Source organism: Alkalibacterium subtropicum, assembly GCF_900112455.1.
Classification (GTDB): domain Bacteria; phylum Bacillota; class Bacilli; order Lactobacillales; family Carnobacteriaceae_A; genus Alkalibacterium; species Alkalibacterium subtropicum.
This window is the reverse complement of record NZ_FOLT01000002.1, coordinates 256,896-271,518: the sequence shown is the minus strand read 5'-3', so window position 1 is coordinate 271,518 and position 14,623 is coordinate 256,896. Positions and strand designations below refer to the sequence as shown.

The following is a 14,623-nucleotide window of genomic DNA, read 5'->3' as shown; positions in this document are numbered from 1 at the left end:
TTTTGACAGTCTAATTTAGAAGTCCATTTATATTTTCCCTTTCATACGATATGATTTTCCAGTAATCTTGAAGACTTTAACATGGTGAACCAGGCGATCAAGAATGGCGGCGGCTATTTCAGAATTCTGAAATAGCTCCCCCCATCGAGATAAGATAATATTTGTCGTAATCATTGTTGATTTCTTTTCGTAACGCATCGTTAATAGTTGAAAGAAGAGGTTAGCTTCAACTTTTTGAATTGGTAAATAACCTATTTCATCAATGATCAAAAGATCATATTTGGCATATCGTTTCAGAACACGATCGACGGTCCCTTTTTCAAAGGCAGAACGAAGACGTAAAAGTAATTCATGACAACTGATAAACAGCGTACGGTAGCCTTGATGACATGCTTCAATGCCTAATGCAATGACAAGGTGTGTTTTCCCTACACCAGGGTTTCCAATGAAAACTAAGTTTTCTTTTTTCTCCATAAAAGCCATATGTTTCAAGTCTAGAATCTCTTTTTTGTTAACGCTTGGTTGAAAGTTGAAATCAAATTCTTCAAGTGATGTCCGTTTGGGAAAGTGTGCGCGCTGGATGACACGTTCCACAGTCTGATTCGTTTGAAAGTCTAATTCTTGATTAGTTAATTCTAGAAGAGCTTCTGTTAAAGAAAGCTCATCCCGATTGGCAATTTCAACATAGTTTGGCACATATTCTCTCATATGTTTTAAATTCAAGGCCTCTAGATTATTTAATAGCTTTTGATAGTTACTGCTCATTCGAAGGCACCTCCAGTAAATCATATTGCTTTAAACTTCGTTTAATATGTTCTTGGATGTCATCTTCTTTGTGGCTCATGACATCTGATTTAAGTATCTGAACCAAATCTTCTTGGTTATAGTTCAATCTTTTTGTGGTAAGTGGGTGCGAACGAATCTGTTCTCCGTTATAATAAATGTGCACGTGCTCTTCGTTTTCGGAAAGATCCAAGTCAACTTCTTTTCCGATATAGCGAGGGTCTACAGAGTACCTACATTTGCGGAAAATGACCATTGCTTCCTTTGTGACTTTACGGCGAATAGAGTCTTCAAAATAAGGATTTAACAAGTCATCTTTTAGCTTATGGAGGTGCTCTTTTTCATTAATTTTCCAAAGTATATCAGGAATCTCATCCGTTGCTTGAGACACTTCCGAATTTAATTCATCACAAAGTTCGTCAACGATTCGAATGAGATCTGTCGAATCATAAAATTCATGATTGTAAACCCGTAACCGGTCCATTGTTCTAGCGAGAGCTTCTACGCTGCCTTTTGTTTGGGGGCGAAAAGGGCGACAGACCATTGTTCTGAACCCTGCATCTTTACTAAAAGAATAGAAGCGATCGTTTAAATGAACCTGAGAGAATTGAGTTCGTGACCGGTCGACGACAGTTTTCATATTATCGAACCATATTTCTTCTGGAACACCACCGGTGTGATAAAAGGCATCATTCATGCACTCAAACAATGTATCTTGTTTACGATCAAAGGTAAGCGTAATAAATTTCTTCTTTGAGTAGGGCAATATATAAAGAAAAATATTAAAGCGGAAGACTTCTCCCTGACTGCTTATGAGTCGCATTTCTTCTTTCCAATCGATTTGTGCTGAAAGACCAGGCGTATATTCGACGCGTACCGTTGCTTTCTGTATCCGTTCTTTTTTCACTCCACGGCAATAGTCTCTAACAAGACTGTAACTCCCATCGAACCCTTTCTTTTGTATGAATTTGAAGATACTTTTAGCGGTACATTGATCTTCTAACTTAGTATCTATGATTTGTTTGAATGAATCTAATTTACTCGGATATGTCCTCCTTGTTTTAGGTTTATTACCTTGTAACGCTTCTTCATACGCTGCTTTAACCGTACGATAGTCACATCCGTATTGTTCCGCTAACGCAGTATAATTGGGCTTTATGCCATCAATCATATGTTTTTTCACTCCTTCTCTGATATCTCTTCTCATTCCTATTCCACTCCAATTCTATAGGGGATAAGAAGAGTATATAAAAAATGTAGGAAAACCAACAATTTTACATTGTCATTTTCCTACATTTTATAACTGTTCTTTACACCTGAGTTTCATTGAGACAAAAGGTTATTAAAATTAGCGGATTTTTGACAGTATCTTTTTTTTATCACTATCAATAGCTGTTGCTATAAATTTTCACGCCGTTATACTCCTTTGATATCGATTTTTTGAATATTTGGATAGTATAATTAAAAATCTTCCTGAAGAAGAACATAGTTGTTCTGTTTTCATATCTCATCCATCTTTTAAGGAGTATACAGCTAAAGTAATAGAATTTATCGATGAGCTGATAGCCCTGATTTTATTGGTGTGAATGTTTTTTACTATAGTCGTAGTGCTAATGGTTTATGGGCTTTCAGAACGTTTTAGTAGACCGATCGTTGCACCAAGTTTAAGAAGAAGATACAGGAGAAGTCGATATCAAAAAAGAAAGTAGAGGAAAATAAAATGAAAAAATTGATCATACTGGGTTTGAGCACAACGTTTATTATGATAGGGTGTACAGATACAACAGATACAACAGAGACAACCGACACGTCCAATGAGACGGCTATCGTCGAAGAAGAGAATATCCAGGATGCAATGCCTGGTATGGACGAAGTTGAAGAAATGGATGAAATGGACGAAATGATGGGTATGGACCATGACGGAGAAATCCCATCAGGTTTAGAAGAAGCCGAGGATCCAGCATTCCCTGTAGGAAGCAATGCCATTATCACAGCAACACACATGCCAGGAATGGAAGGGGCTGAAGCGACTATAGCCGGAGCCTTTGACACAACCGTGTATGAAGTCAGTTATACTCCGACGGATGGCGGCGAAAAAGTGACCAATCACCGTTGGGTCATCCAGGAAGATTTACAAGAGGGAACAGAAGTAGCAGAGGCTGGCGACGAAGTTATTCTGGATGTGGAGCACACTGAAGGCATGCAGGGCGCTGTTGCAACAGTCGATGAAGCTTATACTGGAACGATTTATGCCGTCGATTATAATTCGACAATAGATGGTGAGAGAGTAACCAATCATATGTGGGTGACCGAAGACGAACTGGAAGCTCCGCAAGAGTAAAGGTACAACTAGCATTATCTAATAGGTCATGAAATAAAATTAATAACGACGTCAACAGACAGATTAGAATCTGACTTTTGGCGTCTTTTTTATTGTTGAAAAAATATTTCCATAGTGAAAATCCATAAAATATACATAATTGAACAGTATGCTTGTAATAGAAAGATAAGATAAAAAAAGGAGAGCGATCTTAAATGAATTTAGTTAGTGGACTTTTATCAGGCGTTTTAGCAGTTACCGGTGGATTAGGAATATCTCTCTTTTCAGAAGAAGATACGACAAATCAAGAGGCGGTTATTCAGGAACAAGTAATGGATGTTGACCAAATGCGAGATTTAATGGATACAGATGAATTTGAAGATATGGAACTGCGTATGGAAGATGGCATTATAAATTTTGGACAAATGAAGTCACATATGAATGAAATGCACCCGGAACTTAATACTCAGCAGCTTAGAGAGCTATATAAAAATATGCATGGGACTGGCGGCTCTTCTCAAAGCACTAATTTCACTGGAATGGGCATGCATCAGTAAACCATAGTAGTGCAGCTGGATCTGGAGAATGGCTTAAAGTATCCAACGCCTTTAAATAGCGGAAAACAATGCTTCGTATTTAGTAAGGCAATAAAAGAATAATGAGGATGTAAAAAGGTCACAGGAATTTCCCTGTGACCTTTTTTGCGCTTATATAACTGAATCAGCTAGTAAAGTTATCAAAGTAACCTTGGATATGGATGATCGGCGTGCCTTTGTCGCCGCTGCCTGAAGTCAGGTCAGATAATGAACCGATGAGGTCAGTCAAGCGTCTAGGTGTGGTTCCCTGTGCTTCCATTTCGCCGATCAGATCAGCCTGTTTGTTAGTGATGTGATCCGTGATCGCACTATGAAGTTCATCTCCGCTCAAATCGGCAAAGTTATTGTCAGCCAGATACTTCAGCTTCACTTCGTTCGGGGTACCTTCCAGGCCTTTTGTGTAGGCGGGAGAGACGACCGGATCAGCCAGTTCCCAGATCTGGCCGACAGGATCTTTGAAGGCGCCGTCGCCGTAGATCATGACTTCGACCGTTTTACCTGTTTCGTCTTTCAGGCGTTTCTGGATAGCCTCGACTAAAGGCTGGCCGTTATCGGGAAAGAGTTTCACGGTATCTTCTGTTGCTTTGTTTGAACCCAGCAGACCGTATTCTGAGTTGAACCCGCTGCCGTTCAAGGATTCTGACAAGACATCGTCCAGTCCAAAGACCTTTTCTCCACCGGCGGCTTTGACTAAGCGTTTGGTACGGAAACGGCTGTGAATGTCGCAGGCCAGAACGTTTTTTGTGTAATCCACGATCGTCTTGGCATCATTAGAAAAAATAACTTCACAGTTGGCGCCTTCAGCTTCGACCAGTGACTTATAATACTCGATATAATCGACACCAGTAAAGGGATGCTTTTTGAAACCGAAATGGCTGCGGAATTCATCTTCTGTCAGGACATCTGCCAGCGGATTGATGCCTGCTGCATCCAGTTCATCTAAAGACACTAAATGATTCCCGACTTCATCGGAAGGATAGCTCAGCATAAGAACGACTTTGCCGACGCCGCGGGCTATGCCTTTCAAGATGTTGGAGAAACGGTTACGACTGAGAATCGGGAAGACGACACCGACAGTTTCACCATCATACTTGTGACCGATATCCGTAGCGATATCATCAAGTGTCGCATAATTGCCCTGCGCACGAGCAACGATGGATTCAGTCATCGTGATGATGTCACGGTCCATAAAGCTGTATCCTTCTGCCTTTGCCGCATTCAACACAGTTTCCACAACGATGTTTTCCATATTGTCGCCTTCTTTAATGATCGGACTACGCAGTCCACGCACAACAGTACCTAAAGCTCTTTCCAAAATAATCTCTCCCGTTGTTAATATTTTTAAGGGGCTTAGACACGCTAAAACCCTTATACAGTATACACGTTAGCGTGGAGGAATTAAACAGAATTAAAATCTTTTATCATTTTCAGGATTTTTCAAGTAAAATGGAAAAGACAGAGGTAATAGTAAACTAGGGAGTGAATCGAATGTATCGTGTGATTCATCAATTAAAAGAACGAAATTTTGACAGACCCGTAACAAGAAGTGAAAAAGCTGTTTTAGATTACCTGGAAGAACATTTCCAGTCTATTCCTTACGAAACAGTGATAAAGATAGCACAGGAGAGTTATACCTCACAGGCAACGATCAACAGAACAAGTAAACTTCTGGGTTTCGATGGCTTTAGTGACTTAAAGTATGCCATCAAAGAAGATGTGGAACATATCAAATCAAAATCCACCAGGCATATCCGCAATACGGAAGATATCTTAAGTAAAATCGATTTTGAAAGTGCCAATGATCTGGTGAACTTTTTATATAGAAACAGACACCACCTATTATTATTCGGGCTTGGAGCCTCGCATGTCTCAGCTCAATATATGGCTAGACAGCTTTTGTATTTAGGAATACCGGCCATTGTCGTGTCTGAACTGCAGATGCTGGAGAAGTTTAAAGATTACAGCATCCTGATCTTATCCAGTTCAGGAGAAACTCAGCGTGGTCTGCAGTTGATGCACGATGCTAAAAAAGCAAAAATGAACGTTCTTTCCATCACCAAAAAAGACTCATCGATCATGGAAGGCAGCTTATTTAGTTTTCACCATGATGTATCGATAGATAAAATGGAAGGAATCTCAAGAGAACAGCAGCTTCATATGATCCTGATGATCAATGAAGTGATCAATCAGTTGAAAAGGGAGTATGATTAAAAACGGGAATACAATAATCGATTATGTCGTTTTCGGTAGGTGAATCTAGCGTAAGCGCATAGTCGTTTTTTGTTTTGGATAATTATCCGTCTCTTTGGAGTGCAGGCCCTAATGTAAGCGGTATACTGTGTTCAAGATAAATAATTTTGAGGAGAATTCCATGAATAGAGAGATAAGAATATTAATGCACACTCACTGGGACAGAGAATGGTATTTCACTAAAGATGAAACAAAGGTATTGCTGAGAAATCATATGCAGGAAGTCATGGAGTTTCTGGAGGCTCATCCGGATACCATATATATATTGGATGGCCAAAGTGTGATGATCGACGATTATCTGGAGCTGGAACCTGAAGCAGAAACGAGAATGAAACAGTTGATAGAGAAAGGGAATTTAAGAGTAGGTCCATGGTACACGCAGACTGACTTGCTTCTGGTCCACGGTGAATCCGTATTCAGGAATCTCTATTACGGAATCAGGCGGGCAGAAGAATTTGGTGAACCGATGCTGGTTGGGTATGCTCCGGATACGTTTGGACATGCAAGCCAGATGCCGCAGATATACAAGCAATTTGGTATAGAGTCTACCTTCTTCTGGAGAGGGTTCAGCGAGCTGAAAGCTGAAAAATCCGATTTCTTATGGAAGGGTGTCGATGGATCAGAAGTGGTCGGGGTCAATCTGGCTACAGGCTACCAGGGAGCAAAGTATCTTGAAGAAGAACCTAAAGAATTGAGCCAGCGTATGAAAAAAATCATGTCTGTGCTTGATAATTATTCTGCATCAAACGCAAGACTGATCATGAACGGACACGATCAGATGCCTATTCAGAAGAACATACACCATGTGATGGAGAATATAAAACAGATTTACCCGGAAGATACCGTAATGATCAGCGATTTCGAATCCTACGTGGATCAACTGGACAGAGATGATCTGGAAGTGGTGACAGGCGAACTGACTGACAGTAAGCACGCACGCATCCACCGGACGATCGGGTCGACGCGTATGGACATCAAACTTCTTAACACAGATATTGAAAATAACTTATACAACGTACTGGAACCTTTGGCAGTGATCGGCGAACAGGCAGGCATCCCTTATCCGCATGGAGTGATCGAGAAAGTATCTAAAATACTTTTCGGGACACATGCTCATGATAGTATCGGCGGCTGCAACTCAGATAAAGTCAATCAGGACATCAAGCAGCGCCTGCTGAATGCGAAAGAGATGGTCGATACACAGATAGAGCTTCATTTAAGACTGATGACCTTAGGGAATAAAGAAACCGGGAACACGATCGTGGTCGTTAATCCATTGCCTGAAAAACGATCGAATCAGTTTGTTGAACTGGACATGCTGACGCGTACAAAAGGATTCCGTATCTTCGATTCCAACAAAGAAGAAATAGGGTATTCTGTCATTTCTCAGGACCAGGAGGATGCGGGGCTGATCGATCGTCAAGTAGCGGCGCGTCTGCTGGATATCAAAGTATACAGAACAAAAATCGTGCTGCCGGTCAATGAAATCGAAGGATTGTCTGCCCGCTACCTGACTTTTGAAGAAGTGGATGGTGAGAAGGAAGAAGCGACCCGGAAATCAGATGAGAGTATTTACAACGCATATGGGAAACTGTTTGTTGAGGATAATGTTTTGTGCTACAAAAATGAACAGACCCATGCCATTTATTCAAATATCCTTTCCCTTGAAAACAGTGGCGATGCAGGAGACAGCTATGATTATTCCCCACCTGTAAACGATTGGGTGTTAAACAGCAAAGACTGTGGAAGAATGGCGGTCGAAGTTGTAAAAGAAAAGCACTATCAAGAAATGCATATAAACTGGGAGTTAGACGTTCCAGAAAACAAGGGGCTGAGAGAAAAGAAAGAAGCAAACCTTAAAGTGGATTTTCAAGCAAAACTAAGACTGTATCCAAATGATCCAAAAGTTTATGTCACAATGAATCACGTGAATAAAACAGAACATAATCGCTACAGAGCTGTCTTTAAGACAGGGGTCCAGACGGATGAAGTTAAAGTAGACGGCTACATGAGTACCCAGTCGAAACCTGTCTATAATGAAAAACCCTTGAGCGTATGGGAAAAAGATAAGTGGGCTGAAAAGCCTGTGAGCATTGAAACAGCTCAGAGCTTTATCTCATTAAAAGATAAGGAAGCTGCCTTTACTGTTTATACAAAAGGATTGAAAGAATACGAAGTCTTGGATGATGCCATTCATCTGACACTGTTCCGAACATTTTCTCATCTGGGACAGCGCGAACTGGTCAACCGGCCAGGCAGACCGTCTGGAATCGAGATCGAGACACCGGATAATCAGCTGATCGATGAGCCATTCACTTTCCACTTTGCTTTTGAAGTAGCTCACGACCATTCGGAGGAAAGCCATAGTGCAAAAGAATACTTGACGCCACTAGTCGGGTATCAGTTGAAAGAATTCAATCGCTTCAATATCAATCCGAGAAACACCGTAGGAAAAACGTCCTTTAAGTTATCCCTAGAATTAAGTGGTTTGGTCGTTTCATCCACTAGACTGACAGCAGAAAATGAATTGTTTGTCCGTCTGTTCAACCCCCAAAATGAAGATATAACCTTGTCACTTCCCAAAGCGGCATTTAAAGCAACACCAATGGAAAGAAAAGAAGAGGAGGTCAATAGATTAACTCTTGCTCCACAGGAAATCGGGAATATAATTATTCAAAACTAATTGAAATGAGGTTTTACAATGTCAAACTTTAAAAAGAACTTCCAGAGTTTCGGGAAATCACTGCTTTTCCCGATCAGTTTACTGTCATTCATGGCTATCTTCCTTGGATTAGCAGCGGCTTTACAAAATCCGGCTATCATCGAAGTCGCTCCGTTTTTAGGAAATGAAACACTGCAGCTGGTCTTCGGTTTTATCCGCAGATTGTCTGCGCTGCCGTTTGGTTATCTGCCGTTGTTGTTCGCGATGTCTATTCCTTTGGGTATGGTCAAGCGAGATAAGGAAGTAGCGGTTTACGCCGGAGCAGTAGGGTATATCGCCATGCTGCTTGGTATGACATATGTGCTTCAGGCTCAAGGCTTTACAGCTGAAACGACCTCGATTGCTTATCTAATGGATATGGAAGGCTTAAGCCAAGTTGATGCAACATTGCAGAATTCTTTATTCACCAATACTTTAGGTATCTTCGTTTATAACACAAACGTCATTGGAGGGATACTGGCAGGTCTGATGGGCGTGTTCCTTCATAACAAATTCAGAGAAACGGAACTGCATCCGGCTCTGACCTTCTACAGTGGCAAACGATTTGTTCCGATCGCAGCAGCAATTATTCTAGCACTCGTGGGAATAGTGTTAGCTTTTGTATGGCCGTTGATCAACCAGGCTATCATTGCAGTCGGTGGACTGATCAGTGAAAGCGGTTCGTTCGGGGTATTCCTGTATGGCTTTACTGAGAAGATCATCAATCCAACAGGTCTTCACCACATACTTAACCAGACCTTCAGATTTACGGCTTTAGGTGGCGTGGAGAACATCGATGGGGAATCGCTGGTCGGTGCATTACAGATCTATCTCTATCAACTCGATAATAATTTAGCCTTTTCAACAGACGCAACGGCCTTCCTTGCTCAAGGGAAAATCCTTCACATGGTCTTTGGGATGCCGGCAGCGGTACTTGCCATGTATAAAATGGCTCGACCAGAAAAAAGAGACCGCGTACTGAAATTCTTCCTGGCTGGTGTGACAGCAGTCATACTGACAGGGATCACAGAGCCGATCGAATTCACCTTTATCTTCATTTCTCCAATTTTATGGGTGGTCAATGCAATCTTCGCCGGACTGGCTTTCTTAGTACCTGCTCTGCTTAATGTAGCGATCGGGAATATACAAGGTGGAATCATTGACTGGATCGTGTTCGGCATGCTTCAAGGCATGGAAACAGGCTGGTACATCTATTTAATAGCTGGCCCTATTTTCTTTGCAATGTACTACTTCTCATATACCTTCATCATTTCAAAATTCAACGTCATGACGATCGGTAGAAGAGAATCAGATTTTGAAGATGAAGAAGAAGTGGATGAAAGTGTCAGTGTCAAAGAATCAGACAGAAAGACAGCGGAAGATATCATTAATGGATTGGGTGGTTTGAAAAACATCACCGATGTTGATAACTGCATCAGCCGATTGAGAGTAGAAGTCGCGGATGGTCAACTGGTCGACGAAAGTCTACTGAAACGAACACAACCCAATGGTATCGTAAGACCAGATGCTAATACGGTTCATGTCGTATACGGCGGACGTATTTCTAAAATGAGAAACATCGTTGATAATTATATGTATGAACATAAAAACTCATAAAGAATAGAAAAGGAGCTTATCATGAAAAAGAATAATATCGTTTTAGTAGGTGGCGGATCAACATGGACGCCCGGGATTTTAAAAGCTATGACAACACACTTGGATGAGTTCGCGCTCAACCGTATCGTCTTATACGATATCAATGAGAAAAGACAGGAAGTCATTGGTGAGTTTGCCAAAATATTATTTAAAGAGGAAGCACCGGAAGTAGAAATCGTTTATACGACTGACAAGGAAGTCGCTTATAAGGATGTCGACTTCGTCTTCTGTCAAATGCGTACGGGTGGCTTTGACATGCGGGAGAAAGATGAGAAAATCCCTCTAAGTTTAGGCGTGATCGGTCAAGAAACATGTGGACCGGGCGGCTTTGCCTATGGTCTGCGTTCCATTCGAGATATGGAGGAAATGGTAAAAGATGTGCGTCGTTTAAGCCCAGATGCCTGGATTTTAAACTACACAAACCCGGCTGCGATCGTTGCTCTGGCTCTAGACAAACTCTTCCCGAAAGAAGATAAAATACTGAACATCTGTGATCAGCCAGTCAACCTGTTACGCTCATTTGCAAGTCTGATCGATCTGGATGTAAACAAATTCGAACCTGTCTACTTTGGTCTCAATCACTTCGGCTGGTTCACTCATATCTATGATGAAACGGGAAAAGACAGAGCGCCTGAAATCAAAGAGATCATATTAAACGGCGGCTTCCGTCCTGTTGATGCCGAGCAGCGTGATCAGTCCTGGCTTGAAACATATGCCATGGTCGAAGATATGCTGATTGACTTCCCTGATTACCTGCCGAACACATACCTGCAGTACTACCTCTATCCTGAGTACAAATTGTCTAAACTCGATCCGGAGTGGACGCGTACAGATGAAGTGCGTATCGGAAGAGAGCAGAAAGTTTTCGAAGAATGCCGACGTATTGTTGAAAACGGAACAGCAAGAGATTCCAAAGTCGTCCACAACGATGCACATGGCGATATGATGGTGGAAGTCGCTGCTTCGATTGCCAATAACCTGCGTAAAACCTTCGTTGTTATGGTGAGAAATGACGGTATCGTATCGAATCTTCCAGATGACAGCATGGTGGAAGTTGCCGCGTCTTTAGGTGCCAATGGCCCGGCCCCTTACGCTGTCGGTGAAATCGGTACATTCTATAAAGGACTTATCGAGAACCAGTATGCTTTTGAACGTCTGACGGTTAAAGCCTATATGGAGGGCTCTTACACTAAAGCGCTGCAGGCCTTGACGCTTAACCGGACAGTCGTAGATGCGAAGAAAGCACGTAAAGTGCTGGATGCATTGATCGAAGCCAATAAAGAGTACTGGCCTGAATTGAAGTAATGTATACGTGCAGGCGCAGCGGTTTATCGCTGCGCCTTTTACTTGGTACAAAAGCATAGGTATTGTACGACTTTGAACCAGAATCCTGTGCTATACTGAAAAAAAGAGCGAGAGGAGCGAGTGGATTCATGAAAATACTTGCAGCGATCGATTCCTTCAAGGGATCGATGACGAGTGAAACAGCCAATCAGTGTGTGAAAGACGCGCTGCCGGATCATCAGGTGACGGGCTTTCCCATTGCTGACGGCGGAGAAGGGACAGTGGATGCCTTTGTCAGTGTCATGGACGGAGAAGTCATCACTGAAACCATAACCGGTGTGAACGGGAGGCCTTATTCTGGCCGCTGGGGCTGGGTGGAAAAGGACAAGACAGCTGTGATAGAGGTAGCTGAAGGTACCGGACTGATCCAGGCAGACAAGGAGAGCCTGCATCCGAGAAATCATACAAGTTTTGGCGTCGGAGAACAGATCGCGCAAGCGCTTGATTATGGCGCAGAGACGATCATTTTAGGATTAGGTGGCAGTGCAACGGTCGATGGTGGCATGGGCCTCCTGCAGGCACTGGGCGTCGTATTCAGGAATGCTGAGCGTGGAGAGCTGTCAATGCTGCCTGTGGAACTGAACAACGTCCAGTCTATCGATATGGACGGGTTGGATAAACGAGTCCAGGACGTGAACTGGCTGATCGCTTCGGATGTGACCAACCCGCTGCTTGGAGAAAAGGGAGCGGTTTATGTCTTCGGTGAACAGAAAGGGTTGGGTAAAGTCGAACTCTCAGCCTACGACAAAACGATGGAGCGGTATGCCGACATCGTATCAAACGTGACCGGGAAAGATGAACGAAACACGGAAGGGGCAGGAGCGGCCGGCGGGATAGGGTTTGCAGTCTTGTCCTTCTTCCCCTGTGAATTCCAGAGCGGGCTGTCGCTGTTAGCTGAAAAGGGAGACCTTGAGACCCTGATCAAAGAGGTGGATCTGGTCATTACCGGCGAAGGTAAATTTGACGACCAGTCACTTGGAGGGAAAGTCCCGGTCGGGATCAGCCGTCTGGCTAAACAGTTTGATGTGCCGGTTCTTTTATTTGCCGGAAAGATAGACAGCGACCGGACCGCGGTCGAAGAAGAGAACATCCATGCTTTGATCCCCATCGTGGATGCACCAATGACTTTGGTTGAAGCAATGGAAAAAGGCCCGGTACTGCTTGAAAAAGCGGTGAAACGGAGCATTGACTTGATGAGAGCGGGAAGCAGTCTTCAGGCGAAAGATGACGGGAATTAAATGCGTTATAATCCACTTCAAACGGTTAAACTGTTATCATTAAAGTACGACGTCACACGATAACGGCTTAATAAAGGAGTCCGGGTCATGAGAGAATGGATCACGCAATATGCAGAAGCTTATCCTTTGATCACCAATATCATCATATTTGTTTTGATCGTTGTTCTGGTCCTCATTATTAGACGGTTTACCTTGAACAGGTTGTATAAGCGGTACAAGGCTTCAGAGAACTGGTACGTTACACGAAAAATCGCCCGGTGGATGACCAATTTCATTCTGGGGCTTTCATTCATCTACATCTTCGGGAATGATTTGACCGGGTTTACCACTGCCATCGGACTTGCAGGTGCCGGTGTGACCTATGCATTAAGAGAAGTCATCGTCAGCTTCGCCGGCTGGTTTGCGATCATGTTTGGTGATTTTTTCAAAACAGGTGACCGGGTTTTGCTTGGAGGTTCGAAAGGGGATGTCATCGATATCGGCCTGCTGCGCACGACACTCATGGAGATGGGGCAGTGGGTGGATGGGGACCAGTACACCGGGCGGATCGTCCGTGTCGCGAACAGTTACATCTTTACATCGCCCGTCTATAACTATTCCGCAGATTTCAAATTTCTCTGGGACGAACTGCATATCCCGCTGCATTTTGGCAGTGATATCCTGCTCGCAAAAACCATTGTCCTCAAGATTGCAGAGGATACGATCGGCACGTATAACACGGAAGCAGAAGTGGAATGGCGAAATATGAAACGCCGTTATCGTATTGAAAACGCCTCTTTGAAGCCGCAGGTATACATCGCTTTTGATGATAATTTCATCACACTGAGTTTACGGTATATCGTCGATACAAGAGAACGCCGCGGTGTAAAAGACCGCATGTATATTGCTATACTTGAACAGTTCCAGCAAGTGGAAGATGAAGTGGAACTGGCTTCTGAGACGTTCGAAATCATCCATGAAGAACGACAGAAGCGGAAAGAAAGAAACGATGGTGTGTAGTCATTAGGACTGAAACAGTCGTGTAATGTCTTATAATGCGCTGATTGGCAGTACTGAAAGTGAATTCTTCTTGAGTAATACCAATAGAGACCACATTAGCATCACTCAAAGACAAATGATCATGAGTGCGTTCAATGAACGCCTGATTAGACGTGCTGGCGTAAAAAAGTGCGCTGAGCAATGCTAATGATACCTTAATTAGGCTCACTCGAAGAAAAAAATATTTGGGTAAGTTCATTCAGTCCATCTTTGGCAGTGCTCACAGTGTAAATAATTGCCAGTGATGCCAATAAGTCCAGCATTAAGCGTGCTCAGAAAAAACAAAGATTGAGCACGTCCAATGATGACCTCAATGACAGTGCTCGAGACGGGAAAACCCTGAGTACTGCCAATGGATTTTATGATGGGAGAACTGACTATCAGGCGAAACGCCATGAGGTCCAATAAGGTCTTGATTAGGCGTACCCGCCTAATCATTCAACTTGAGCAGTGCCAGTAAAGCAGAAAAAATAATTGTGCTGGGAAGCAACATTATCATCGGATGATTAAAAGTTTGTGTTGCGTTTTCACGTTCTACTTGTTATAGTCTTCATGTACCAAAAAAATTAAATACGAATGATCCTGGGAGTCTTTTCAAGAAGGCTGAGAGTGATGTATATCAGACCAGTAACCTGATCAGCGTAATGGCTGCGTAGGGAGATCTATATATTGATGGCTCTTTCCTATGGATTTTTTT

Annotated in this window: 11 protein-coding genes and 1 riboswitch; of the genes, 8 read left to right on the top strand and 3 right to left on the bottom strand. The window is 42.8% G+C overall.

The features are described from left to right. Window positions 1-27: 27 nt before the first annotated feature. Together istB and istA are read right to left on the bottom strand one after the other, a co-directional pair. Window positions 28-765 (bottom strand): IS21-like element helper ATPase IstB, encoded by a 738-nt coding sequence (gene istB, locus BM049_RS03135; protein WP_072693368.1) that lies wholly within the window; start codon window positions 763-765, stop codon window positions 28-30. Further along, a complete protein-coding gene (gene istA, locus BM049_RS03130; RefSeq protein WP_091528604.1) occupies window positions 755-1,990 on the bottom strand; it encodes an IS21 family transposase in 1,236 nt (411 codons plus the stop codon). The genes istB and istA overlap by 11 nt, the downstream gene beginning before the upstream one ends. A 513-nt stretch (window positions 1,991-2,503) precedes the next feature. On the opposite strand from istA, the gene BM049_RS03125 reads away from it, so the two are divergent. Continuing rightward, the gene (locus BM049_RS03125; RefSeq protein ID WP_091489650.1) at window positions 2,504-3,124 is read left to right on the top strand and encodes a YdhK family protein; all 621 of its coding nucleotides are present in this window, start codon (window positions 2,504-2,506) and stop codon (window positions 3,122-3,124) included. Between the two features lie 194 nt (window positions 3,125-3,318). Beyond that, on the top strand, window positions 3,319-3,660 hold the full coding sequence (locus BM049_RS03120; protein WP_091489651.1) for a hypothetical protein: 342 nt from the start codon (window positions 3,319-3,321) through the stop codon (window positions 3,658-3,660). 163 nt (window positions 3,661-3,823) lie between these two features. Here the strand turns inward: BM049_RS03120 and BM049_RS03115 are convergent, their stop codons facing one another. Continuing rightward, entirely contained in the window at window positions 3,824-5,014 is a 1,191-nt protein-coding gene (locus BM049_RS03115) for a coenzyme F420-0:L-glutamate ligase (protein ID WP_091528602.1), read from the bottom strand. 173 nt (window positions 5,015-5,187) lie between these two features. Between BM049_RS03115 and BM049_RS03110 the strand changes: the two genes are divergently transcribed. The 6 genes from BM049_RS03110 to BM049_RS03085 all read left to right on the top strand — a co-directional run bounded on the left by BM049_RS03110 (window position 5,188) and on the right by BM049_RS03085 (window position 13,887). After that, the gene (locus tag BM049_RS03110) at window positions 5,188-5,910 is read left to right on the top strand and encodes a MurR/RpiR family transcriptional regulator (protein WP_091528601.1); all 723 of its coding nucleotides are present in this window, start codon (window positions 5,188-5,190) and stop codon (window positions 5,908-5,910) included. Window positions 5,911-6,070: 160 nt separating this feature from the next. Beyond that, window positions 6,071-8,632, top strand: coding sequence for a glycoside hydrolase family 38 N-terminal domain-containing protein (locus tag BM049_RS03105; protein WP_091528599.1), 2,562 nt, complete (start codon window positions 6,071-6,073; stop codon window positions 8,630-8,632). An 18-nt stretch (window positions 8,633-8,650) separates the two neighbouring features. After that, window positions 8,651-10,267: a PTS transporter subunit EIIC gene (locus tag BM049_RS03100; protein ID WP_091528597.1), complete on the top strand. Its 1,617-nt coding sequence runs from the start codon at window positions 8,651-8,653 to the stop codon at window positions 10,265-10,267. A 21-nt stretch (window positions 10,268-10,288) separates the two neighbouring features. After that, the gene (locus tag BM049_RS03095) at window positions 10,289-11,611 is read left to right on the top strand and encodes a 6-phospho-alpha-glucosidase (RefSeq protein WP_091528596.1); all 1,323 of its coding nucleotides are present in this window, start codon (window positions 10,289-10,291) and stop codon (window positions 11,609-11,611) included. 128 nt (window positions 11,612-11,739) lie between these two features. After that, the gene (locus BM049_RS03090; RefSeq protein ID WP_091528594.1) at window positions 11,740-12,888 is read left to right on the top strand and encodes a glycerate kinase family protein; all 1,149 of its coding nucleotides are present in this window, start codon (window positions 11,740-11,742) and stop codon (window positions 12,886-12,888) included. 87 nt (window positions 12,889-12,975) lie between these two features. Beyond that, window positions 12,976-13,887 carry a mechanosensitive ion channel family protein gene (locus BM049_RS03085; RefSeq protein ID WP_091528593.1) on the top strand — a complete coding sequence of 304 codons (912 nt, stop codon included), beginning with the start codon at window positions 12,976-12,978 and terminating at the stop codon, window positions 13,885-13,887. A 611-nt stretch (window positions 13,888-14,498) separates the two neighbouring features. Then, a riboswitch (TPP riboswitch) is annotated at window positions 14,499-14,602 on the top strand. The last annotated feature ends 21 nt before the right edge of the window (window positions 14,603-14,623 follow it).